Below are 21,681 nucleotides of genomic sequence, written 5' to 3'. Positions count from 1 at the left end.
TCAGACCGTCCTCTCCAGGACCACCAGGGAACGGTCGGGGACGGTCAGCGAGCCGCCGGCCTCGACCACTGTCGTCTTCTCCGGTTCCGGGTCCGCGGTGCTGATCACCAGCTCCCACCGCTGGCCGAACTCGGCCGGCGGCATGGTGAAGTCCAGCGGCGCGTCGTGGGCGTTGAAGCAGAGCAGGAAGGAGCTGTCGACGTGGCGCTGGCCGTACTGGCCGCGCTCGCGGATGCCCTCGCCGTTGACGAACAGCGCCACCGACCGGCCGAAGTCGTTGCCCCAGTCCTCGCCGGTCATCTCCCGCCCGTCCGGGGTGTACCAGGCGAGGTCGGGCAGGGGCTCGTCGACCAGCCGGGAGCGCACCGGCAGGCCGGTGAAGAACCGGCGGCGCCGGAACACCTGGTGCCGGCGGCGGAAGTCGACCAGCTTGCGGGTGAAGTCGAGCAGGTCGGCGTCGGCGTGGTCCCAGTCGATCCAGGCCAGCTCGCTGTCCTGGCAGTACGCGTTGTTGTTGCCGCGCTGGCTGCGGCCCAGTTCGTCGCCGTGGCCGATCATCGGCACGCCCTGCGACAGCATCAGCGTGGCCAGGAAGTTGCGGCGCTGGCGGGCGCGCAGGGCGAGGATGCCGGGGTCGTCGGTGTCGCCCTCGACGCCGCAGTTCCACGACCGGTTGTGGCTCTCGCCGTCGCGGTTCTCCTCGCCGTTGGCCTCGTTGTGCTTGTCGTTGTACGACACCAGGTCGTTGAGCGTGAACCCGTCGTGGCAGGTGACGAAGTTGATGCTGTGGAACGGGCGGCGCCCGTCGTCCTGGTAGAGATCGGCCGAGCCGGAGATCCGGGAGGCGAACTCGGCGAGCGTGGCCGGCTCGCCGCGCCAGAAGTCGCGGACGGTGTCCCGGTACTTGCCGTTCCACTCCGTCCACACCGGCGGGAAGTTGCCGACCTGGTAGCCGCCGGGGCCGACGTCCCACGGCTCGGCGATCAGCTTGACCTGGCTGACCACCGGGTCCTGCTGCACCACCTCGAAGAACGTGGAGAGCCGGTCCACCTCGTAGAACTCCCGCGCCAAAGTGGCGGCGAGGTCGAAGCGGAAGCCGTCGACGTGCATCTCGGTCACCCAGTAGCGCAACGAATCCATGATCAGTTGCAGCGAGTGCGGGCTGCGCACGTTGAGGCTGTTGCCGGTGCCGGTGTAGTCGACGTAGTAGCGCCGGTCCGCCTCGCTCAGCCGGTAGTAGCTGGGGTTGTCGACGCCCTTGAAGCTCAGCGTCGGGCCGAGGTGGTTGCCCTCGGCGGTGTGGTTGTAGACCACGTCGAGGATGACCTCGATGCCGGCGGCGTGCAGCGCCTTGACCATGCCCCGGAACTCCTGCACCTGCTGGCCGAGCCGGCCGAGCGCGGAGTAGCCGTGGTGCGGGGCGAAGAAGCCGATGGTGTTGTAGCCCCAGTAGTTGCGCAGCCCCAGGTCGGCCAGGCGGTGGTCGTGCACGAACTGGTGCACCGGCATCAGCTCGACCGCGGTCACGCCGAGCGTCCGCAGGTGCTCGATCATCGGCGGGGAGGCGATGCCGGCGTACGTGCCGCGCAGCTCCTCCGGGATGTCCGGGTGGCGCATGGTCAGGCCGCGCACGTGCGCCTCGTAGATCACCGAGTGGTGGTACGGGGTGCGCGGCGGCGCGTCGTTGCCCCAGTCGAAGTACGGGTTCACCACCACCGACTTCGGCATGAACGGCGCCGAGTCGGCGGTGCTCATCGTCTCCGGGTCGCCGTGCTCGTAGTCGTAGACCGCCGGGTCCCACCGCACGTCCCCGTCGATGGCCTTCGCGTACGGGTCGATCAGCAGCTTGTGCGGGTTGCAGCGCAGCCCGTTCGCCGGGTCGTACGGCCCGTGGACGCGGTAGCCGTACCGCTGGCCCGGCTCGACCCCCGGGAGGTAGGCGTGCCAGACGTACGCGTCGACCTCGCGCAGCTCGACGCGGCGCTCGGTGCCGACGTCCCACTCGTCGAACAGGCACAGCTCGACTTTCTCCGCGACCTCGGAGAAGATCGCGAAGTTGGTGCCCATCCCGTCGTAGGTGGCCCCCAGGGGGTACCGCTCACCCGGCCAGACCTGCATGTCGCTCCCTCGGCCACCCCGCAACGCACCTGAGCGCACCATCCGGCGGCGGCGCGCACGCGCCTATTGCCCCACAGCCTGCGCCGCCAATCCACCCGATTGGAAAGGAAGGGCCCCTTATTAACGCCTCCGGTAGCGGAAGGGTCCCCGGTTGAGCCGTCCGTCCGGTGACGGGACGCCCCCGGGCCGCAATCGTCGGGACGGCCGAGGCGCGTCCGTCGTGCGGTCATGATCTTTCGTCGCGGCTGGTCATGACCGGTCCGGTGAGACAGACTCGCTTTGACCTGGTGGGGCGAGGTCCGAGGAGACGCGGGTGCGGGTGTTGCTGGTGGAGGACGACCTGCGCGTGGCGTCCGCACTCGCCACCGCGCTGCGCCGGCGCAGCTACCAGGTCATCACGGCCACCAACGCCGCCGAGGCGATCGCCGCCGGGCCGGTCGACCTCGTCCTGCTCGACCTCAACCTGCCGGACGGGGACGGCCTGCAACTGTGCCGCCAGCTCCGCCGGCGGGACGAGGACGTGGCCGTGATCGCGGTGACCGCCCGCTCCGAGGAGCAGGACCGGGTGGCCGGGTTACGGGCCGGCGCCGACGACTACGTGGTCAAGCCGTTCTCGATGGCGGAGCTGCACGCCCGGATCGAGGCGGTGATGCGCCGGGCGGCCCGTACGGCCCGGGCCGAGTCGACGCTGGAGGTCGGTGACCTGCGCGTCGACCTGAACGCCCGGCGGGTCTGGCTGGCCGGGCGGGAGGTGGCGCTGACCCGCAAGGAGTTCGACCTCTTGATGGCGCTGGCCCGGCAGCCGGGCACGGTGGTGCCCCGGGAGCGGCTGCTGATGGACATCTGGCAGACCACCTGGAAGTCCGGTCACACGCTCGACGTCCACGTGGCGGCCCTGCGCGGCAAGCTCGACGACGCCGGCATGGTGGAGACCGTACGCGGGGTGGGCTACCGGCTCCGGCCCGCCTGACGCGCCGGTTCCTCAGATCCTCCTCAATAAATCTTGCCCCGCCGCCCGCCGGCGGCGCGGATGGCGTGTCCTGTCCGGACTGAGTCATCCCATCTTTCCGGGAGCTTCCATGAAAGACAGACGGACGACCGCCCTCCTAGCCGTCCTGCTCGCCGCGAGCCTCGCGGTGGTCACCGGGCCGCTGCCCGCGCAGGCGGCCCAGGACGAGCCGAACCAGGTCCAGGGCCTGACGGTCCGGCAGGGCGACGGCTTCGCCACCCTCGCCTGGACTCCGGTCGAGGGTGCCACCGACTACCAGATCGAACGGACCCCGGTCGCCGACGACGGCACGGCCACCGGACCCTCGGTGATCACCGGCGTGTGGCGACCGAACCGCCAGGTCAACAACTCCGAGCCGACCTTCGCCGACGCCGGGTTCAACCCGGGCGCCCGGTTCCAGTGGCGGGTACGCGCCCGCGTCGGGACGACCGCCCAGCCGTACTCCGAGCCGGTCGCCGGCAAGACCAACGAGCCGTGGGGCGACCCGAACGTGCCGGGTCAGAACCTGCGGACCCAGTGGGAGACCACCCTCGGCGCGCAGTACACCAGCGACGTCAACGAGTACGCGTACACCGCGGCGGTCGACGAGCTGAGCGACCGGGTCCGGGTCACCGAGATCGGCCGGACGGTGCTGAACCGGCCGATCAACATGTTCGTCATCGGCTACCCGACCCCGCCGGCCACGCCGGAGGCGGTGGCGAAGACCTCGCCGCTGCTGATCAACTGCAACGTGCACGGCAACGAGCCGGGTGACCGGGAGGCCTGCCTGATCATGGCGCGGCAGCTCGCGTTCGGCACCGACGCCCGCACGATCGACCTGCTGTCGAACACCACCGTCCTGATCGTCCCGACGATCAACGGCGACGGCCGGGCGGCCAACACCCGGGGCAACTCCACCGGGCAGGACCTCAACCGCGACTACTCGCTGATCCGCCAGCCGGAGAACGCCGCGTTCGTCCGGATGCTGCGGGACTACCGTCCGGTGGCCAGCTACGACGGGCACGAGTACGGCAACTCCAGCGCCGGTGACCTGCCGATGCTGCCCCCGCGGCACCAGAACGTCGCCCAGTCGATCTTCGACGAGTCGAGGCAGATGATCGAGGGCCACATGTACGCCCAGGGCGCCAAGGACGGCTGGTGGGCCTGCCCGTACGGGTGCAACGGCGGCGGCAACGTGGGCCTGAGCGAGGAGACCATCCTGCGCAACACGGCGGGCCTCAAGAACGTCGTCAACTCCCTGCTGGAGCTGCGCAGCTCCGGCGGCCAGACCCGGCCGGACGAGGGCAACACGGCGAACAACCGGCGGCGCAAGTCGTACTCCGCGCTCTGGACGTTCAACCAGTTCCTCGACTACCACCGGGCCAACCTGTCGGCGATCAAGACGGCCCGCGCCGACTCGATCAAGTTCCAGGTGTCGAACACCGGCCGGATCGTCTTCCGCGGCTCGCGGCAGATCCCGGCGTACCCGTCGCCGCACCCGGGTGAGGCGCCGCCGCCGATCGACGCCCCGCGCGAGGAGCTGATCCTCGACAACCCGCCGTGCGCCTACAAGCTCACCGAGGAGCAGTACCACGGCGAGCGCACCGACGGCCCCGTCGGCCAGCGCACCACCGTCGCGCAGCGGCTCGCCTCGCACGGCTGGAAGGTGGTCAAGGTCGCCGACGGGTACGTCGTACCGCTGAACCAGCCCGAGCGCGGCCTGATCCCGCTCCTGCTCGACGCGCAGGGCGTCGAGGAGCTGGTCGGCGGCGAGCGGGTGTACCCGACCGTGACCGGCCAGCACGCCGGCCAGCTCGTGGTCACCGGGGTCACCTGCCTCCGGGACGCCACGGTGACCGGCCCGGTCCGGGTGCGGCCCGGCGCGACCCTGATCGCGACCGGCTCCCAGATCACCGGCCCGGTGGAGGCCAGCGGCGCCGCCGGCGTCCTGCTGACCGACAGCACGGTCGTCGGCCCGGTCCGGATCGGGCAGACCGACGGTCCGGTGGTGGTCGTCGACGCGAAGATCACCGGCCCGGTCGAGGTGTCCGGCACCCGGGGCGGCGCGCCCCTGGTCGCCGCCAACACCGTGACCGGTCCGCTGAGCTGCAGCGGCAACGCCGCCGCGCCGGACGACCTGCAGCTGGGCAACTCGGTGACGGGTCCGACGTACGGCCAGTGCGCCGCCTAGCGACCCGCTGAACGTCGTGCCGGCAGGCCCACCCCGTCGGGCCTGCCGGCACGACCTGCCTTGCTGAGCCGGCGCGACCACGGGCTCCCACCCGTCGAGCCGGCCGGCACGAACCGAATCGTTCGACCTCGCGACCGGACCAGGAGAACGCCGTGGACCCGTTCCTCACCGTCTCGCCGGAGCCACACCGGCGGCGCTCGTACCGCTCGCGGCGGCGGGCCGGCCGGCTGGCCGTACTCGGGGTTGTCGTGCCCCTGCTTCTCGCCGCCTGCTCGGGCGGCGGCGGAGCCGGCGGTGCCGGCCCCACCGGCGGTGCCGGGGCGGCGTCGTCCTCCCGGGTGACCGGGCCGCTGTGCGACGCGCTGCCGTCGGGCAGCGAGCCCGGCAACCCGGCGGCGCTGGCCAGCCAACCGGCGAGCGTGGCCCTGCAGTGGATTCCCGTGCTCACCACGTTCGAGGCGGCGGTCCGGGCGGCCGGGCTGGCCGACCTGCACGCCGGATCCGAGGTCACCATCCTCGCCCCCACCGACGACGCCTTCGCGGCGAAGTTCTCCGGAGCGGACCTGGACCGCCTGCTCCTCTCCGACAAGGACACGCTGCGCGGCCTGCTCCGCGAGCACCTCGTCGCCGGGTCGCTGTCCCTGGCCGACCTGGCCGACGCCGGCCAGGTCACCACCCTCGCCGGCCGCAAGCTCACGGTGCGCGGCGGCCCGGCGGGCGTCCGGCTGGCCGACCAGGCCGACACCGTGTGCGCCGACTACCGGGCGGCCAGAGCGCGGATCCACGTCATCAACGGGGTGCTCGGCGACCTGCCCACCACCGCCGGCGAAGACGACCACGCCGCGCACTGATCTTCCGCACCCGGCGGGCGCCCTTTCCACCGCGCATGTCGCCCATCCCCGGCCCCGCGCGTGAAGATCGTGCTCGATCGCACAAGTAGTGGCTTCGGGGCGCGCACCAGGCCACTACTTGTGCGATCGAGCGTGACCATGCGAACGGGCGTCCGGCGGCACCTGCGCGAAGGGGCCCCGCCGGTGGCGGGGCCCCTTCGCGCGGATCAGCGGTCAGCGCGGATCAGCGGTCAGCGCGGATCAGCGGTCAGCGCGGATCAGCGGTCAGCGCTGGTCGAAGTCGACGTAGTCGCGCTGGGCGGCGCCGGTGTAGACCTGCCGCGGGCGGCCGATCTTGGTCTCCGGGTCGTTGATCATCTCGCGCCATTGCGCTATCCAGCCGGGCAGCCGGCCCAGCGCGAACAGCACCGTGAACATCTTGGTCGGGAAGCCCATGGCCTTGTAGATCAGGCCGGTGTAGAAGTCCACGTTCGGGTAGAGCTTGCGGGACACGAAGAAGTCGTCGGAGAGCGCGATCTCCTCGAGCTGCATCGCGATGTCCAGCAGCGGGTCCGGCTTGGCCATCCGGCCGAGCACGTCCTGGGCGGCCTTCTTCACGATCGCGGCGCGCGGGTCGTAGTTCTTGTAGACCCGGTGCCCGAAGCCCATCAGCTTGACGCCGGTCTGCTTGTCCTTGACCTTCTGCACGAACGACCGGGCGTCGCCACCCTCGGCCTGGATCCGCTCCAGCATCTCCAGCACCGCCTGGTTGGCGCCGCCGTGCAGCGGGCCGAACAGGGCGTTCACGCCGGCCGAGACGGAGGCGAAGAGGTTGGCGTTGCTGGACCCGACCAGCCGGACGGTCGAGGTGGAGCAGTTCTGCTCGTGGTCGGCGTGCAGGACGAACAGCATGTCCAGCACCCGGGCGATCACCGGGTCGACCTCGTACGGCTCGGCCGGCACGCCGAAGGTCATCCGGAGGAAGTTCTCCACGTAACCGAGCGAGTTGTCCGGGTACAGCAGCGGCTGGCCGATCGACTTCTTGTAGGCGTACGACGCGATGGTCGGCACCTTCGCCATCAGCCGGACCATCGACATCTCCACGTGGGTGGCGTCGAACGGGTCCAGGCTGTCCTGGTAGAAGGTCGAGATCGCGCTGACCGCCGAGGAGAGCACCGCCATCGGGTGCGCGTCCCGGGGGAAGCCGTCGAAGAACCGGCGCATCTCCTCGTGCAGCAGCGAGTGCCGCCGGATCCGCTCGGTGAAGTCGGTGAGCTGCTGCTGGGTGGGCAGCTCGCCGTAGATCAGCAGGTACGAGACCTCCAGGAAGGAGGATTTCTCGGCCAGCTGCTCGATCGGGTACCCGCGGTAGCGCAGGATCCCCGCGTCGCCGTCGATGTAGGTGATCGCCGACGAGCAGGCTGCCGTGTTGACGAAACCGGGGTCGTACGTCGTCAGCCCGGTTTCCTTGAGCAGCTTGCCCACTCCGATGCCGGCGGGGCCCTCGACCGCGGCGTGCACCGGCATCGACAGCTGCCCACCGGGGTGATCGAGCTTGACTTCCGTCATGTGGTTCCTCGCTTCGCCGGCAGATCTTCGTTGAATTGCCTTCGCTTCTACCGTATTCGCGGTTCCGGGGACACTGCCCGCGGTGGTTCTCCGGTGAGGTATGCGTCACCCGATTCCCGACCAGGCGGCTGGGAAACCCACCGGTGCGGCCGTGAGCGGCGCGGGACCGGACCGGGCCGGGACTCGTGGTGCCGGTCCGGCCGGCAACCCGGGTGAGCTGCGGTCAGGAGAGCGCGAGGCGGGTGAGCGTGCCGTCGGCGGCGAGAAGGAGCAGGTCGAGGCGGTTCGTCCCGGCCTGGAAGAGCCGGTCGTCGGCGATCAGGGCGGCGAACCGGCGGCCGCCGGCGTCGCGCGGCACGACCGGCACGACGGCGGCGACCCGGCCGTTGAGCGCGACGGCCAGCGGGGTGCCGTCGGGCACGGCGTCGGGCAGGTCGCCCCAGACCACGGCGGGCAGCCGGCCGGTGTCCGGGTCCACGTCCCGGAAGGCGGCCAGGTTGCCGACCCGGGCCGTTCCGGCGGTCGGCCCGGCCGGCACCGCGGTGCCGACCAGCGGGTGCGCCGCCGGGGGTGGCGCGGCGGCGGGCGGCCCGCCGGCGATCGGGGTCGGCTGGGCCGGCCGGTCGTAGAAGACCTTGCCCGCCTCGGCCCGGGGCCCCTGCCGGGCCGACCGCCCGTCGACCGGTCCGGGCAGCCGGATCCCCGCCTCGTCGGCGACGGTGGGCAGCAGGTCGACGTGCTGCCAGTTGCGGTCGTCGACCCGGCCGGCCCGCTGGCCGGGGGACTTCACGAACAGCGGCACCCAGGCGACCTCGTCCGGGGCGACCCGGATGGCGCCCATCCCCCGGCCCTGCGCGCCCTTGGTGAAGCTCACGCCGTGATCGGCGGTGACCACCAGCAGCGCCTGGTCGTACAGGCCGGTGGCGCGCAGCGTACGCAGGGTCTCGCCGATCAGCCGGTCGGTGTAGCCGAGCTGCGCCAGGTGGCGCTGCCGGGCCAGCTCCACCCAGCCGTCCCCCTCGTTCGGGAAGTCCTCCGGGGCGTCGTAGCGCACCCCCGACGGCAGGTACGCCCACGGCGAGTGCGGCATCAGCAGGTGCAGGAAGTGCAGCGTGGGCCGGGCGGACGGCCTCAGCCCGGCGAGGAAGCTGGTGAACCGGGCCGGCTGGTTGGCGTTCAGCCGGTCCCAGCGGAACTTCGGGTCCTCCGGGGCCGGCTCGGCGGCGTCGATGCCGGCCTCGGCGGCGGTCCGCTCCCGGTACGAGTCCTCCGGGTCGACCCGGCTGTCCACCGGCGCGGCGAGCCGGCCCAGCAGCTTGGCGCTCTCCCGCACCAGCACCCCGGTGCCGCGCTCCGGCTGCACCGGGGTCTCGCAGCGGCTGGGCGGGCAGAGCCGGGTGATGCTCTCCTCGGCTCGGATGTCGTACAGGCCGCCGAAGGCGGTGAAGAGGTTGTCCGGGTACCGCGAGTAGTGCGGGGCGGCCCCGGTCGCCGGGTAGCGGCCGGTGAGCATCGCCGGCAGCGCGTACGGCGTCCAGCCGCTGACCCCGGTGGCGTTGCGGTACCAGGTCGAGCCGGCGGCCAGCTCCGCGAAGTGCGGGAACCGGGCCGCGTCGAGCTGCCCGTCCGCGCCGAGCAGGGAGACCAGCGGCAGCTCGTCGAGGATCAGCATGACCACCGGCGGGTGCCCGCCGGCGCCCGCCGCCCCGGCGGCGCCGCCGTCGGAGCGCGGCAGGACCACCGCCGAGGTCGGCGACACGAGCAGGAACAGCGCCACGAACACCGGCGGCCCGACCGCGGCCACCCGGAGCACCCGCGCCGGGGCGCGCCAGCGTCGGTGGGCGGCCGCACCGGCGGCGCCGGCGGCGACCGCCAGCACCAGCAGCGGTACGCCCCGCAGCGGCGTCACGTGCCGGCCGGCCTGCACGGCCAGCGCGGCGAGCAGGAGGCCGACGAGCACCGTGTGGGTGACCGCCCGGGTGCTCCGCCCGGCCAGCAACGACGCCGCGCCGAGCAGGCCCACCGCGACCGTCGGGACGATCGCGATCACCGCCGCCAGCAGCAGGATCTCGCCCCGGTCGGCCCGGTGGAACAGGAAGAAGTCCGGGCTGCGGCCGAGCACGTCCAGCAACGGCTGGGTGACCACGAGCCCGACCAGGGCGGCGACCTCCAGCAGCCGGCCCCCCTCCGCCCGCCAGCCGCGCCGCGCCCGGTCCGGCCGACCCGCGCCGGCCGGATCAGCCACCAATGACCGCCCGGAAGAGCGTCCGGGTGCCCGAGGGCAGCTCGAGGCGGTCCACCACGTGGCAGCGGGCGGCGAGCAGCCGCTCGAACTCGTCGCGCCGGTAGTCGGGGAAGAGGTTCTCCGGCTTGTTGGCCAGCAGCCGGCGGGCCATCGGGTCCTCCGGGTGCACGAACTCCACGACGAGGCGGGCACCCGGCGTGCCGAAGCCGGCCAGCCAGTCGACCACCTCGGGCAGCGGCACGCTGCGCCCGATCGCCAGGTGGTGGACCACGGCCAGGGCGAGCACGACGTCCGCCCGGGCCCGCTGGGCGAACGCGGCCCGCTCGACGCCCCGCCAGCCGCCGCCGGGCGACGGGTCGGCCAGGTCCATCACCAGCGGCAGGACGCGGAGCTCCCGGTCGGCCCGCAACGCCCGGTACAGCCCGTCGACCACGCCCGGGTCCTGCTCGACGGCGACGACGTAGTCGGCGTACTTGGCGGCGAGGCGGGCGTACCGGCCGTCGTTGGCGCCCAGGTCGAGCGCGAGGCGGGCGGGCCCGGCGGCCAGCGAGGCGGCGACGAAGCGCTCCTTCACGGCCCGGTCCTCGGCGGTGTAGCCGCAGGTGCGCTGGTAGTCGATCCAGTGGCTGGCCGGGGTGGGCCGGTCCAGCCGGCTCACCAGGCGTTGCAGCCCGCGTACGGTGGCGACGGCGAGGTCCCGGGAGTAGCCGGCGGCGCGCAACTGGGTGCGGACCTCGGCCGTGCTGGACCGGGAGTTGCGCCGCTGCATCGCGTCGTGCAGGTGCACGTGGGTGAGTACGCCGGGCAGCAGCCGCCGCCGGCCGGTGAAGACCCGGCGCATCTGGTCGGCCTCGATGCCGTCGACGCGGGAGCGCAGCCACGGCTGGAAGTCCAGCCCGAGGTGGGCGCCGAGCAGCAGCGGGTAGAGCAGCGTCTGGCAGAACTGCCGGTAGCCGGCCCAGGGTTCGCCCTCGCGGAGCGGCTCGAACGAGCCGACGTCGATGAAGACCGGCTCCACGCCGCGCCACTGCAGGTTGTACGCCGAGCCGTCCTTGGTGGTGAAGCCCGCCGGCAGCGCCGCCCGCAGGATCTCCAGGTGCAGCAGGGCCGCGTCGCGCAGCATGGCGTGGGACCACTCGTACGGGTGCGTGACGAACGGGATGCGCTCGTGGCGCAGCACGGCGGCCCACCCCTTCGGGACCGGGCCGGCCTCGACCGTGCCGCAGACCTTGCCCTGGTCGAGCAGCGCGGGGAAGAAGTCGCTGGCGGCGAGCGCCCGCCAATCGGCGGCGGCCCGTTCGTCCAGCCCGCGCAGCACCTCGGTGCCGTGGTGGAAGACGCGGTTCGCCGGGTCCCGGAACGACGCCGGCTCGGCCCGCAGGTCGGTGTCGGGAGGTGCCATCGCCGGTCAGTGCCGGTCGGAGGGCTGCTTGCGGAACCGGTCCACCAGGCGCCGCCAGTAGAGCTTGGCGGCCACCGCGACGCCGGCCACCCCGCCGACCACCGCCTGCACGATCAGGCTGCCCGATCCCGCGTCCAGGTAGGCCAGATGGTTCACCGACCGCTCCTTCCCGTCTCGACCTCTCGGCGCCACCCGTTCGTATTTGACCGGTACGCCGGACTTGTCCGACACAGTACGCGGAATCCCGGCGCGGCGAGGGCGAGACCGGGCAGCCCGCGCCGATCCGTTCAAGACGCGACGGCGGAGCGGCCCTAGCGTGGCCGGCATGACGCCTCAGTTCGACCTGATCGGAACGGTCACCGCCGACATGGCCCGCACCCTCGACTTCTACCGCCGGCTCGGCCTCGACATCCCCGACGGCGCGGAGACCGAGCCGCACGTCGAGGTGACCCTGCCCGGCGGCGTCCGGCTCGCCTGGGACGCGCTCGACATGATCCGCTCGTTCGACCCGGACTGGACGCCGCCCACCGGCAGCCCCCGGATCAGCCTCGCCTTCCGCTGCGCCGACCCGGCCGAGGTCGACCGCTGGTACGCCGACCTCACCGGCGCCGGCTACCACGGCGAGCGCGAGCCCTGGGACGCCTTCTGGGGCCAGCGGTACGCGGTGCTGCACGACCCGGAAGGCAACGGGGTGGACCTGTTCGCCCCGCTGCCGCGCTAGCGGCCGAGCAGCGCCGTCGGCGGCACCCCGGCCAGGTCGCGGGTGTCCCGGGTGAGGTGGGCCTGGTCGGCGTACCCGGCCCGGGCCGCCACCTCGGCCAGCGGCGTGCCCGCCCGGGCCAGGGCCAACGCCCGCTGCAGGCGCAGGATCCGGGCGAGGGTCTTCGGGCCGTACCCGAAGAGGTGGCGGGCGCGGCGGTGCAGGGCCCGCGGGTCGAGCCCGGCCCGGGCGGCGACCTCGGCCACCGGGGCGCCGGCCGCCAGCGCGGCGGTCACCCGGGCGGCCAGCGGGTCCGGGCCGCCGGCCTCCCGCAGCCGGCTGGCGACCACCCCGACGAGCACCCGGGCCACGTCGTCCCCGACCAGGTCCCGTCCCCGGCCAGTGCCGGGTCCTCCCTCCGCCCGGGCCCGCGCCGGGTCGCCGAGCCCGGCCAGGGCCGGGTCGCCTTGCCGGGCCCGTGCCGGGTTGTCTTCGAGTCGGGCCGCGAGCGCGGCGGCCGGCCGGTCGCCCCAGAGTGCGGCGAGGGGCACCCGCCGGTCGCGCAACTCCACCGCCGGCACGCCGAGGACGGCCGGGCCGGTGCCCGGCGGCAGGCGCAGCCCCACCCAACGCTCCCCCGGCTGGCCCTGGCTCAGGAACGCCCGGCGGTCCGGGCCGGCCACCAGCAGCCCCGCCCGGCTCGACCAGAGCAGGTCGACGCAGCCGTCGGGCAGCACCCGGGTGGGCCCGACCCCGGCCGGCGTCCTGGCCGTCCAGAGCACGGCGCCGGCGATCCCGGCGGGAGTTTCCCGGTACACGCCGACCAGCCTGCCACCCCGGTCGGACATGCCGGCCGTACGGATGATGGTCAGCCGGTCCGCGCCCCGGCGTGTCGACCGGCTGGGCATCATCCGATCTTCGCGTGCCCGCCGGGCGCCGGGCCGGGACCGACTAGCCTCGGTCCTGTGCGATGGACGGTGGTGGACGCGCCGTTGGACTCCTCCGGCCGGGGCCGGGGCCGGGGCGAGCGACGGGCGCCGGTCGCGCTGCGCGCCGCCGGGCTGGTCGACCGGCTGGCCGCCGAGGACGGCGGCGCGGTCGACGCGGTGATCACCGACCCGGTCCGGGACCCGGAGACCGGGGTGATCGGCGCCGACCAGGTACGCCGCGCCGGCCGGGCGATCGCCGCCCGGGTGACCGAACTGGTCGACGCGGGCCGGTGCCCCCTGATCGTCGGCGGCGACTGCGCCATCCTGCCCGGCATCCTGCAGGGGCTGCCGTCCGGGTTGACGCTCTGGTTCCTCGACGGGCACCGGGACTTCTTCGACGGCGCCACCTCCCCCACCGGTGAGGCGGCGGACATGGACCTGTCGGTGGTGACCGAGCACGGCCCCACCGGGCTGCTCGACCGGGAAGGGCCGCTGGTCGACCCCGACCAGGTGCACCTGCTGGGCTGCCGCCCCCCGTACGACGCGGAATCGGCCGTCGAGGCGACCCGGCTCGACCCGGCCATCCACTCGGTGCCGGCGGAGCGGCTGCGCGGTCCTGCCGCGGCGGCCGTGGGCGGCGACCTCGCCGCCGACGGCGTCGGGCCGGCCTGGCTCCATCTCGACCTGGACGTGCTCGACCCGCTGGTGCTGCCCGCGGTCACCTACCCGGAGCCGGGCGGCCTGGACTGGGCGGACGTCGCCGCCCTGATCGGGCCCCTGGTGCGCTCGGGCCGGCTGCTCGGGATGAGCGTCACGGACTTCAACCCCGACGAGGACCCGGACGGACGGCACGCGGAGCGCGTCGTCGAGGTCCTCGCGGGGGTGCTGGCGGCCTGAGCGCGGCTCACCCGGCCACCCCGCACGGGCCGCCGAAGTCGTAGTTCCAGACCCGGTCCAGGATCTGCGCCTTGCTCAGCACCCGTCGCGGGTTGCGCATCAGATAACGCAGCAGCTCGAACTCGGTGGCGGTCAGCGTGATCGGCTGGCCGGCCCGGCGTACCTCGTGGCTGTCCTCGTCGAGCGTGAGGTCGCCGACGGTGAGCACCGCCTCCTCGCGGGCGGCCACCGCGAAGCCGGAGCGGCGCAGCAGGCCCCGCAGCCGGGCGATCACCTCCTCCAGGCTGAACGGCTTGGTCACGTAGTCGTCGCCGCCGACGGTCAGCCCGGCCACCCGGTCCTCGACCGCGTCGCGGGCGGTCAGGAAGAGCACCGGCACGGTGGGCGCCACCTCACGCAGGCGCCGCAGCACCGCGAAGCCGTCCACGTCCGGCAGCATCACGTCGAGCACGACCGCGTCCGGCCCGAACTGGCGGGCCGCGCTCAGCGCCGCCGTGCCGTCGCCGGCGGTCCGCACCTACCAGCCCTCGTAGCGCAGGGCCATCGAGAGCAGGTCGGTCAGGGTGGGCTCGTCGTCGACCACCAGCACGCGCACCGGCTGGCCGTCCGGGCGGCGCAGCTCGACCCGGACCGGCGCGGTCTGCTCGTTGGTCACCATGGCCCCCATCGTCGGTGGGTCCGCTGTGCCCAGCTTGTGCGCTTCCTATGTGCCCGCTGTGCGCGGCTACTCCGACACGCCGACGGGGTAGCTGTGGACGAACCGCATGGTCCAGGTCCCGCCGCCGTCCGGCCGGTCGCGCTCGTAGAGGTGGTCCGGCCCGCCGGCCGACACGGGGCCCGCGCCGTCCGGGTGGCGCAGCACCCAGCGGGCCGGCGGCGCGCCGTCCGGGTCGGCCGGCAGCGCCCGCACCAGGTCGTGGGCCGGCCCGCCGACGAAGCGTACGGTCACCTCGCTCATCGCGCCTCCGCATCCCGCGTACGCCGACGGTGCGCCGCCCTCCCCGGCTCGCAAGCTACCGCACCACGCCGCGCGCCGGCCGCTGCGCCGACGGTTTGCCCTGATCGGAGCCCGGGTACCGGCACCGGAAGCACCGGACGAGGACGAGGAGCCACGGATGAGGACGCTGGACGGGCGGTACCGGCTCGAACAGCGGATCGGCGTCGGCGGGATGTCGGAGGTCTGGTCGGCCCACGACGAGGTGCTGGACCGCACGGTCGCGGTGAAGCTGATCGCGCCGGCCCGCGCGGACGAGCAGGACGACCGGGTGGAACGCATCCGCGCCGAGGCGCGGTCGGCCGCCCGTCTGGTGCACCCAAACGTGGCCAGCATCCACGACTTCGGCACGGCCGGGACGGGCGCGGGCCTCGAGGTGCCGTACCTCGTGATGGAACTCGCCGAGGGCGAGACGCTCGCCGCGCACCTGCGGCACGGCCTGCTGGACTGGCGGATCGCCGTACGGGTCTGCGCGGAGGTGAGCGCGGCGCTGGCGGCGGCGCACGCGCACGGCATCGTCCACCGCGACGTCAAGCCGGCGAACGTGATCCTCACCCCGGCCGGCGTCAAGGTGCTCGACTTCGGCATCGCCACGCCGTCCGGCGCCGCCGACCCGACGCCCGACGGCATGGTGGTGGGCACCCCGGCGTACCTGGCACCCGAGCAGCTCGACCGCGCGCCGGCCACGCCGGCGGCCGACATGTACGCCCTGGGCGTGCTGCTGTACTACTGCCTGTCCGGCCGCCTGCCCTACGTGGCGGGGACGACGACGGAGCTGTTCGGCATCCGGCGCCGCCGGCCGCCCGACCCGCTGCCGCCGGTCGACGGGCTGCCGCCGGACGTGGCCGACCTGTGCGCCCGCTGCCTGGCCGACGACCCGGCCCGACGGCCGACGAGCCTGATGGCCGCGCTGCTGCTCGCCGAGGCGGTGGACGCCCGGGTCTACGTGCCGATGCGGCAGCCGGCGGCACCGCGGCCGAGGGCGGTGGTGTCGCCGTGGACCGAGCGGGCGGCGGCCGAGGCGACCGAGGTCGCCGCCGTCCCGGACTGGGCCTGACCTGCGCCTCCCGCCGCCGCGTGCGCGGTTTCACCGGCCGGACGCCGGGTAGCCGGGCGGGTGAGTGACGGGAGGAACGCGATGTCGCAGCACAGTTCCTGGCTGAACGAGACTGCCACCGCGACGGCGGAGGGCGGCCACGTCCGCACCGAGGACGGCGGGCTCTCCACCACGCTGGCGTCCCCGCTGGCGCCGCACTGCACCGGGCTCAGCCCGTCGCAGCTGCTCGCCGCCGCCTTCGCCTCGTGCCTGCACCACGCCGCCGTGGAGGCGGCCGGGGAGATCACCGACGAGGCGCACACCGTCCAGGTACGCGCCGAGGCGAAGCTCGGCCGCGACGACGACGGCCGGTACCGGGCGGACGTGCACGCCTCCATCTCCTCGGCCGGGCTGTCCCGGGAGCAGCTCGCCGAGCTGGTCGAGTACGCCGACCGGCTCTGGCCCTTCTCCAGCGGTGACGCCAGCCGGCACCACCTCACCGTCGCCCCGACCGAGAACGGCCGGCACTGACGCCGGCCCACCGGCACCTCCGGACGGCCCGACGCCCGGCCGTCCGACCGACCGCCGCTCGCCCGTCCGGACGAGGAACAGACGTCCGGCGTCGGCGGTGTCGCAAGATCAATAATTTGCGCTCTTTAAGCCGTTTTCCGTTGCTATTTCCGTCATGACGGACAGCGTCGGATAGCGGCTTTGCTCCTCACCACAGGCTCTTCACCCGAGGTATTGCCACGAAATGTGGCGCATGCCACCAAACGGACCGATGGCAAGCGCCGCTTCTCTTTCTAGCCTCGGCGGGTGCACCCCGACGACACCTTCGACCAGAAGACGACCAAGAGGCGACCGGATAGCCGGTCCGCCGATGCCGCCTCCACCGAAAGGACGATCGGCCGGCACCGCGCCCCCGAACCAACCCGCCGCCGGGGCCGCGCCCGGTTGGCGTCGATGCCGGCGCGGGTCGCGCTCGCCACCGGACTGACCTGCTGTCTCGGCGCCGTGGCGGTCGCCAGCTCGGACAGCGTCCCCGACGACACCGACCGGACCCGGGTCGCCGAGGCCCTGGCCGACCGGGCCAGCACCGACGACCGGGCCTCCCGCTCGCTGGACCGGGCCGCCTCCCCCGTCCCGGTCAGCCCGAGCCCCAGCGTGAAGCCCTCCCCCACCGCCACCAAGAAGAAGCCGGCGAAGAAGCCCAAGCCGAAGAAGCCGGCCCGGCCGCGCCCGGTGGCCGGCTTGAACCAGGCGCAGATGGACAACGCGAAGATCATCGTGGACGTCGGGCTCGACATGAAGATGCCGCGCCGCGCCCTCGTCGTCGCCATCGCCACCGCCATGCAGGAGAGCACCCTCCTCAACTACGCCAACGGCGGCGTACCCGAGTCGCAGAACTACCCGCACCAGGCCGTCGGCTGGGACCACGACTCGGTCGGCCTGTTCCAGCAGCGCCCCAGCAGCGGTTGGGGCACCGTGGCCCAGCTGATGCGCCCGTCGTACGCCGCGCGGGCCTTCTACGAGGCGCTGCGGGAGATCCCCGGCTGGCAGGAGATGAGCGTCGCCGGGGCCGCCCAGGCCGTGCAGGTGTCGGCCTTCCCCGACGCGTACGCCCAGCACGAGGGTCGCGCGACCACCATCGTCGCCGCGCTGGTCTGAGCCCCGGCCGCGGCTAGCCGGCCTCCTGGGTGCGGCCCGCCGTGACCGCCGCGGCGGCGGTCGGCGTGTCCGCCGGCACCGGCTCGGTCAGCCCGCCGAGGATCTCGTCCACCCGCGCCTCCCGGCGGCGGCGGGCGTGCAACGCCTCCTCGAACTCCCGGCGGGCCTGCACGGCCTCGGCGTACACCCGTTCGCGCACCTGCCGGGCCTCCTCCCGGGCGGCGTCGAGCTCCAGCCGCGCCCGGGCGAGCAGCTCGGCCGCGTCGCGCTCCGCCCCGGCGGCGTACCATCGGCGCCCGTCGCTGTCGCCCAGGTCGAGCCGCCGGAGCAGCCCGCAGAGGCTCGCCGCCTCCTCGCGGATCTCGTCCCACTCCCGCCCGGCCGCCGCGAGACGCTCCGCCCGCGCCGCCAGCCGGCTCAACCGGATACCGAACTCGTCCAGGCAGGAATCGACCTGCCGCTGGTCGTAGCCGATGTCAACGACGGAGAACCTCATACTGTCGCCCCCCAGGCAGCTGGTACTTCCATCCCCACCTTCGGATCTTCGGTGCTGGGGACGATCGCCGAGGGGGTTCGGGAAAATTGTTCAGCATGCGAGCGGCGGGCCCCGCCCGGGACGTCGCGGGGTGTCGACCGGCCGCCCGGCGCGGACAATGCGCCGAGCCGGCCCGGTCTCCGCCCCGCGCGCTGGTCAGGGGCGCTTGGGGAGCACCACCACCCGGCCGAAGAACTCGTCGATACGGCGCACCACGTCGTTGAAGTCATCCAGGTCGATCGGCTTGGTGACGTACGCGTTCGCCTGCAGCGTGTAGCTGCCGACGATGTCGGTGTCGGCGTTCGAGGTCGTCAACACGACGATCGGGATGGTCCGCAGCTCCACGTCACCTTTCACCTCGCCGAGCACCTGCCGACCGTCCATCCGCGGCATGTTCAGGTCCAGCAGGATCACGTCCGGCCGCACGGCTTCGGTGTGCCGCCCGGTACGGCGCAGGAACTCCATCGCCTCCTGCCCGTCACCGACCACGTCGATCACCTTGTCGACGTCGGAGTCGGCGAGCGCCTCCTCGATCATCAGCACGTCACCGGGGTCGTCGTCCACCACCAGGATGCGGACCGGACTCGGGCTCGTCGGACCCATGGTCACCTGCTTCTGCTGTCAACGGAGCGGGACCTCGCGGTCACCGTGCTGGCGGGGAAATCTAGCTGATCGGGGGGCGGATCGTCACATCGGACCGCCCCGGCGTTCGGGTGGTGACGCCCGCCCACCCGCGGCCCCGAGCAGGGCCGCGCTGCGGTCGCCCGCCGCTCACCCGGCGGTCGTGACCGCCCGTCCGGCCGTCAGGAACCGGGCGGCGCGCGGGAAGTCCCGCAGCGCCTCCGCGTAGTGCCCGAGGGTCAGCCCGACCGCGGCGGCCGGCACGTTCCGGTTGGCGAGGATGTCCACCAGCCAGGCGACGAACTCGGTGAACAGCGAGCCGTCGTCCACGTAGAGCGCGGCGGCCAGGAAGTCCACGATGTGCCCGAGGTCGCTGATCGTCGAGTCGAGCTGCGCGGGCGTGTAGGCACGGGTGGCCGGGACCCGCTCCCGCAGGTCGGCCAACGCCGAGTCGACCAGCTCACCGCGTCGCTTCACGAGACTGGCGTACTCGTCGTCGGTCAGGTGGGACAGGTCCGCCGGCGGCGGCCGGCGCAGCGCCCGCTCGTCGGCGACCAGGTCCGCCGCGGCCGGCGCGTCCGGCGCCCAGGCGACGCCGAGCCGGCGGGCCCACCGCCCGTCGGCGCCGAAGCCCCGGCCGCCCACCACCACCGGCACGTCCGAGCGGCGGCACGCCTCGATCATGCGGTGGGCGTGCGGCAGCCGCATCGGCAGGGCGCAGGCCAGGGCGACGGCGTGCGCGTCGTGCCGGTGCAGGTACGACACCAGGTGCGCGGCCGGCACGCTGGCCCCGAGGAAGGTGACCTGCCAGCCGCGCAGCCGCAGCACCTCGGCGACCAGCCGCGGCGGCAGGGCGTGCCACTCGCCGTCCAGGCAGGCGACCACGACCCGCCCGCCGGTCGGGCGCGAGCCGGCGTACGCGGCCACGGCCGCCACGACCCGCTCGCTGATGTGGGTGGCGGCGTGCTCCTGCGCGACGCTCCACTCGTTGCGGGCCCAGCGCTCCCCCACCTCCGCCTGGGCGGGGGCGACCAGGTCGAGCAGCACCCGCTCGGCCGGCACGCCGGCGTCGAGCAGCCCGGTCGCCACGTCGATCGCGGCGTACTCGTCGGCCTCCGCGAGGCAGTGCAGGTAACGGGACCAGGCGGCGGCCGGACCGGCCCCGGTGGTCAGGGTGGTCACGGTCGGGACAGCCTCTCGTCGGGCGACGCCGGGTCGGGCACGGCGTGCAGGTGCCGGGGCGTACGGACGCCCGGGCCGGTGGCCCGCAGCGCCAGCACGGCGATGTCGTCGTGGTCTCCGTCGCCCAGCCAGTCAGCGGTGACCTGCTCGACCCGCTCGGCGAGGGCCGGCGCCGGCATGCGGTGGCACCCGGCGAGAGCGCCGACCAGGCGGTCCGTGCCGAACTGCTCGTGCCCGCGGCCACCACTCCGCGCCTCGGTCACGCCGTCGCTGTACAGCAGGCAGGTCTCACCGGGCGCGAGATGGACCGTCTGCTCGCCGATGCGCGGATCCGGGACGACGCCGACCAGCATCCCGCGCAGCGTGACCTGCTCGATCTCGCCCGAGTTGCGCAGCACCAGCGGCGGGAGGTGACCGCCGCCGGCCATCGTCAGGGTGAGGCCGCCGTCGCGGTGCGGGCGGGCCACCCCGAGCACCATCGTGGCGAACCGCCCGCGGTCGTGCGCCTGGATGGTTTCCAGGAGCGCGTCGTTGAGCAGCTTGAGCAGCCGCGCCGGGTGCGACTCGACCCGGTGCAGCGCGTGCAGGCACTGCCGCACCTGCCCGGTGAACACCGCCGCCTCGACCCCCTTGCCGGACACGTCACCGAGGAAGAAGAGCGAGCCGCCGTCGGGCAGCCGGTGCGAGCCGTAGAAGTCGCCGCCGATCCGCAACCCGCCCTGGGCCGGCCGGTAGGCGGTGCCCCACTGCATGCCGCTCGCCTCGGTCGGCTCCACCGGCAGCAGGCTGGCCTGCAGCGTGTCGGCCACCTCGGCCTGGTCCCGGTAGAGCACCGCCGTGGTCAGCGCGGCGCCGGCCCGGGCGGCGAAGGCCCGGAGCAGGTCGACGTCGGCCTCGTCGTACCAGCGGCCATCCCGACGGGCGACCAGCAGGGCACCGGCCGGCGCGTCCCGGCCGGGCAGCGGCACCACCCGGGCGGACGCGTCGGCCGTGCCGGGACCCGACAGCCAGCCGGCCTCTGCGGCCTGCTCGACCAGCCAGTCGACGGCGTGCGGCTCGGCGCCGTCCAGCGCCTGCGCCACGGCCGCCGGCAGGTCGGTGGCGGCGAGCACGCCCCGGTCGACGGCCGGGAACTCGTCGTCGGCCCGGCGGGCCCGCCACCAGCGGGCCCGCCCGAGGCGGGGCGCCAGCACGAGCACCGCCACGTCGGCGAGGGTGGGCACGGCGAGCCGGGCGACCGCCGCGGCGGCGCGGTCGGGGTGCAGCGGGTTGCCGAGCTTCTCGCCGACCACCGCGAGGAACGCCGACCGGGCCCGTTCGGCCAGCAGCGCGTCGGCCCGGGCGACCACCTCGGTGACGTCCTCCACGTACCAGCAGGTGCGCCCGGACGACAGGGCCAGCCGGCGGGAGCGCAGCCGGCGGTCGTGGTGGGTGAACTCGCCTCCGGCGACCAGCCCCGGCACGCCCGCGGCGGCCAGCCGCTCGCCGGGGGTGACCTCGGGCAGCAACCGCTCGGCGACCGGGCTGACGTGCCGGACGATGCCCTCGCCGTCGCAGACGACGAGGCCCTCCCGGACATGTTCGACGATCTCGGACCAGTCGGGCCCGGCGGGCGCGGAATCGCGCGCGAGCGCCGGGCGGCGGGCCGGGGAGCCGGCCTGCCGGGCCGGAGCCCGCGGGGTGCCTGGCGTGGACCGGCCGTCGCCCGGGTCCTGATCCCTGACGTCGGCGGCAGTCACCAGCTAAGCCCCACTCCTTCTCGGCACAGCGCCGGAC

General features: G+C 74.0%; 19 protein-coding genes and 1 pseudogene. 8 read left to right on the top strand and 12 right to left on the bottom strand.

The features are described from left to right. The gene (glgX, locus tag EV376_RS17475; RefSeq protein WP_130324590.1) at positions 1-2,118 is read right to left on the bottom strand and encodes a glycogen debranching protein GlgX; all 2,118 of its coding nucleotides are present in this window, start codon (positions 2,116-2,118) and stop codon (positions 1-3) included. Between the two features lie 313 nt (positions 2,119-2,431). On the opposite strand from glgX, the gene EV376_RS17470 reads away from it, so the two are divergent. The 3 genes from EV376_RS17470 (at position 2,432) to EV376_RS17460 (ending at position 6,148) form a co-directional block, all read left to right on the top strand. Continuing rightward, positions 2,432-3,088 (top strand): response regulator transcription factor, encoded by a 657-nt coding sequence (locus tag EV376_RS17470; RefSeq protein WP_130324588.1) that lies wholly within the window; start codon positions 2,432-2,434, stop codon positions 3,086-3,088. A 109-nt stretch (positions 3,089-3,197) separates the two neighbouring features. Further along, positions 3,198-5,297 carry a M14 family zinc carboxypeptidase gene (locus EV376_RS17465; RefSeq protein ID WP_130324586.1) on the top strand — a complete coding sequence of 700 codons (2,100 nt, stop codon included), beginning with the start codon at positions 3,198-3,200 and terminating at the stop codon, positions 5,295-5,297. A gap of 152 nt (positions 5,298-5,449) precedes the next feature. Further along, positions 5,450-6,148, top strand: coding sequence for a fasciclin domain-containing protein (locus EV376_RS17460; protein ID WP_130324584.1), 699 nt, complete (start codon positions 5,450-5,452; stop codon positions 6,146-6,148). Between the two features lie 264 nt (positions 6,149-6,412). Here the strand turns inward: EV376_RS17460 and EV376_RS17455 are convergent, their stop codons facing one another. The 4 genes from EV376_RS17455 to EV376_RS30230 form a co-directional block, all read right to left on the bottom strand. Then, on the bottom strand, positions 6,413-7,696 hold the full coding sequence (locus EV376_RS17455) for a citrate synthase (RefSeq protein WP_130324582.1): 1,284 nt from the start codon (positions 7,694-7,696) through the stop codon (positions 6,413-6,415). A gap of 223 nt (positions 7,697-7,919) precedes the next feature. After that, positions 7,920-9,941: an alkaline phosphatase family protein gene (locus EV376_RS17450; RefSeq protein WP_486482670.1), complete on the bottom strand. Its 2,022-nt coding sequence runs from the start codon at positions 9,939-9,941 to the stop codon at positions 7,920-7,922. Next, positions 9,934-11,343: a class I SAM-dependent methyltransferase gene (locus EV376_RS17445; protein WP_130324578.1), complete on the bottom strand. Its 1,410-nt coding sequence runs from the start codon at positions 11,341-11,343 to the stop codon at positions 9,934-9,936. Before EV376_RS17445 ends, EV376_RS17450 begins: the two co-directional genes overlap by 8 nt. Before the next feature lie 6 nt (positions 11,344-11,349). Then, entirely contained in the window at positions 11,350-11,499 is a 150-nt protein-coding gene (locus EV376_RS30230; RefSeq protein WP_165438019.1) for a hypothetical protein, read from the bottom strand. A gap of 169 nt (positions 11,500-11,668) precedes the next feature. Here EV376_RS30230 and EV376_RS17440 point away from each other — a divergent pair, with 169 nt between their 5' ends. Then, entirely contained in the window at positions 11,669-12,064 is a 396-nt protein-coding gene (locus EV376_RS17440) for a VOC family protein (protein ID WP_130324576.1), read from the top strand. On the opposite strand, the gene EV376_RS30225 is transcribed toward EV376_RS17440, so the two are convergent. Continuing rightward, on the bottom strand, positions 12,061-12,861 hold the full coding sequence (locus EV376_RS30225) for a helix-turn-helix domain-containing protein (RefSeq protein ID WP_165438153.1): 801 nt from the start codon (positions 12,859-12,861) through the stop codon (positions 12,061-12,063). The two genes, EV376_RS17440 and EV376_RS30225, sit on opposite strands and share 4 nt — an antisense overlap. Positions 12,862-13,008: 147 nt before the next feature. Between EV376_RS30225 and EV376_RS30220 the strand changes: the two genes are divergently transcribed. Beyond that, complete coding sequence (locus EV376_RS30220; protein ID WP_165438018.1) at positions 13,009-13,869, top strand: arginase family protein; 861 nt, start codon at positions 13,009-13,011, stop codon at positions 13,867-13,869. Positions 13,870-13,885: 16 nt separating this feature from the next. Here EV376_RS30220 and EV376_RS17430 read toward each other — a convergent pair. Together EV376_RS17430 and EV376_RS17425 are read right to left on the bottom strand one after the other, a co-directional pair. Further along, positions 13,886-14,527, bottom strand: a pseudogene (locus tag EV376_RS17430) (response regulator transcription factor); the annotation flags it as partial. A 66-nt stretch (positions 14,528-14,593) separates the two neighbouring features. Next, on the bottom strand, positions 14,594-14,827 hold the full coding sequence (locus tag EV376_RS17425) for a hypothetical protein (RefSeq protein ID WP_130324572.1): 234 nt from the start codon (positions 14,825-14,827) through the stop codon (positions 14,594-14,596). Positions 14,828-14,984: 157 nt separating this feature from the next. Between EV376_RS17425 and EV376_RS17420 the strand changes: the two genes are divergently transcribed. From EV376_RS17420 to EV376_RS17410, 3 genes are all read left to right on the top strand, one after another. Further along, a complete protein-coding gene (locus EV376_RS17420) occupies positions 14,985-15,920 on the top strand; it encodes a serine/threonine-protein kinase (RefSeq protein WP_130324570.1) in 936 nt (311 codons plus the stop codon). Between the two features lie 81 nt (positions 15,921-16,001). Beyond that, positions 16,002-16,430, top strand: coding sequence for an OsmC family protein (locus EV376_RS17415; protein WP_130324568.1), 429 nt, complete (start codon positions 16,002-16,004; stop codon positions 16,428-16,430). A 285-nt stretch (positions 16,431-16,715) separates the two neighbouring features. Next, the gene (locus tag EV376_RS17410; protein ID WP_130324566.1) at positions 16,716-17,567 is read left to right on the top strand and encodes a hypothetical protein; all 852 of its coding nucleotides are present in this window, start codon (positions 16,716-16,718) and stop codon (positions 17,565-17,567) included. A gap of 13 nt (positions 17,568-17,580) precedes the next feature. On the opposite strand, the gene EV376_RS17405 is transcribed toward EV376_RS17410, so the two are convergent. From EV376_RS17405 to EV376_RS17390, 4 genes are all read right to left on the bottom strand, one after another. Then, positions 17,581-18,063 carry an ATPase gene (locus EV376_RS17405; RefSeq protein WP_130324563.1) on the bottom strand — a complete coding sequence of 161 codons (483 nt, stop codon included), beginning with the start codon at positions 18,061-18,063 and terminating at the stop codon, positions 17,581-17,583. Positions 18,064-18,258: 195 nt separating this feature from the next. Continuing rightward, entirely contained in the window at positions 18,259-18,705 is a 447-nt protein-coding gene (locus EV376_RS17400) for a response regulator (RefSeq protein ID WP_130324561.1), read from the bottom strand. A gap of 168 nt (positions 18,706-18,873) precedes the next feature. Continuing rightward, positions 18,874-19,905 (bottom strand): cobalamin B12-binding domain-containing protein, encoded by a 1,032-nt coding sequence (locus tag EV376_RS17395; RefSeq protein ID WP_130324559.1) that lies wholly within the window; start codon positions 19,903-19,905, stop codon positions 18,874-18,876. Then, positions 19,902-21,644: a SpoIIE family protein phosphatase gene (locus EV376_RS17390; protein WP_130324557.1), complete on the bottom strand. Its 1,743-nt coding sequence runs from the start codon at positions 21,642-21,644 to the stop codon at positions 19,902-19,904. The genes EV376_RS17395 and EV376_RS17390 overlap by 4 nt, the downstream gene beginning before the upstream one ends. Positions 21,645-21,681 lie beyond the last annotated feature (37 nt).

Source organism: Micromonospora sp. CNZ295 (assembly GCF_004217535.1).
Note: the sequence above shows the minus strand (reverse complement) of the source record. Positions and strands in the feature narration are given on the sequence as shown.

What these genes read in the sequence shown, in the direction of transcription:
- EV376_RS17405 (WP_130324563.1), bottom strand. Translation starts at nt 18,063, where the DNA reads ATGAGGTTCTCCGTCGTTGACATCGGCTACGACCAGCGGCAGGTCGAT.
- EV376_RS17445 (WP_130324578.1), bottom strand. Translation starts at nt 11,343, where the DNA reads ATGGCACCTCCCGACACCGACCTGCGGGCCGAGCCGGCGTCGTTCCGG.
- EV376_RS17420 (WP_130324570.1), top strand. Translation starts at nt 14,985, where the DNA reads ATGAGGACGCTGGACGGGCGGTACCGGCTCGAACAGCGGATCGGCGTC.
- EV376_RS17425 (WP_130324572.1), bottom strand. Translation starts at nt 14,827, where the DNA reads ATGAGCGAGGTGACCGTACGCTTCGTCGGCGGGCCGGCCCACGACCTG.
- EV376_RS17465 (WP_130324586.1), top strand. Translation starts at nt 3,198, where the DNA reads ATGAAAGACAGACGGACGACCGCCCTCCTAGCCGTCCTGCTCGCCGCG.
- EV376_RS17400 (WP_130324561.1), bottom strand. Translation starts at nt 18,705, where the DNA reads ATGGGTCCGACGAGCCCGAGTCCGGTCCGCATCCTGGTGGTGGACGAC.
- EV376_RS17440 (WP_130324576.1), top strand. Translation starts at nt 11,669, where the DNA reads ATGACGCCTCAGTTCGACCTGATCGGAACGGTCACCGCCGACATGGCC.
- glgX (WP_130324590.1), bottom strand. Translation starts at nt 2,118, where the DNA reads ATGCAGGTCTGGCCGGGTGAGCGGTACCCCCTGGGGGCCACCTACGAC.
- EV376_RS17415 (WP_130324568.1), top strand. Translation starts at nt 16,002, where the DNA reads ATGTCGCAGCACAGTTCCTGGCTGAACGAGACTGCCACCGCGACGGCG.
- EV376_RS17455 (WP_130324582.1), bottom strand. Translation starts at nt 7,696, where the DNA reads ATGACGGAAGTCAAGCTCGATCACCCCGGTGGGCAGCTGTCGATGCCG.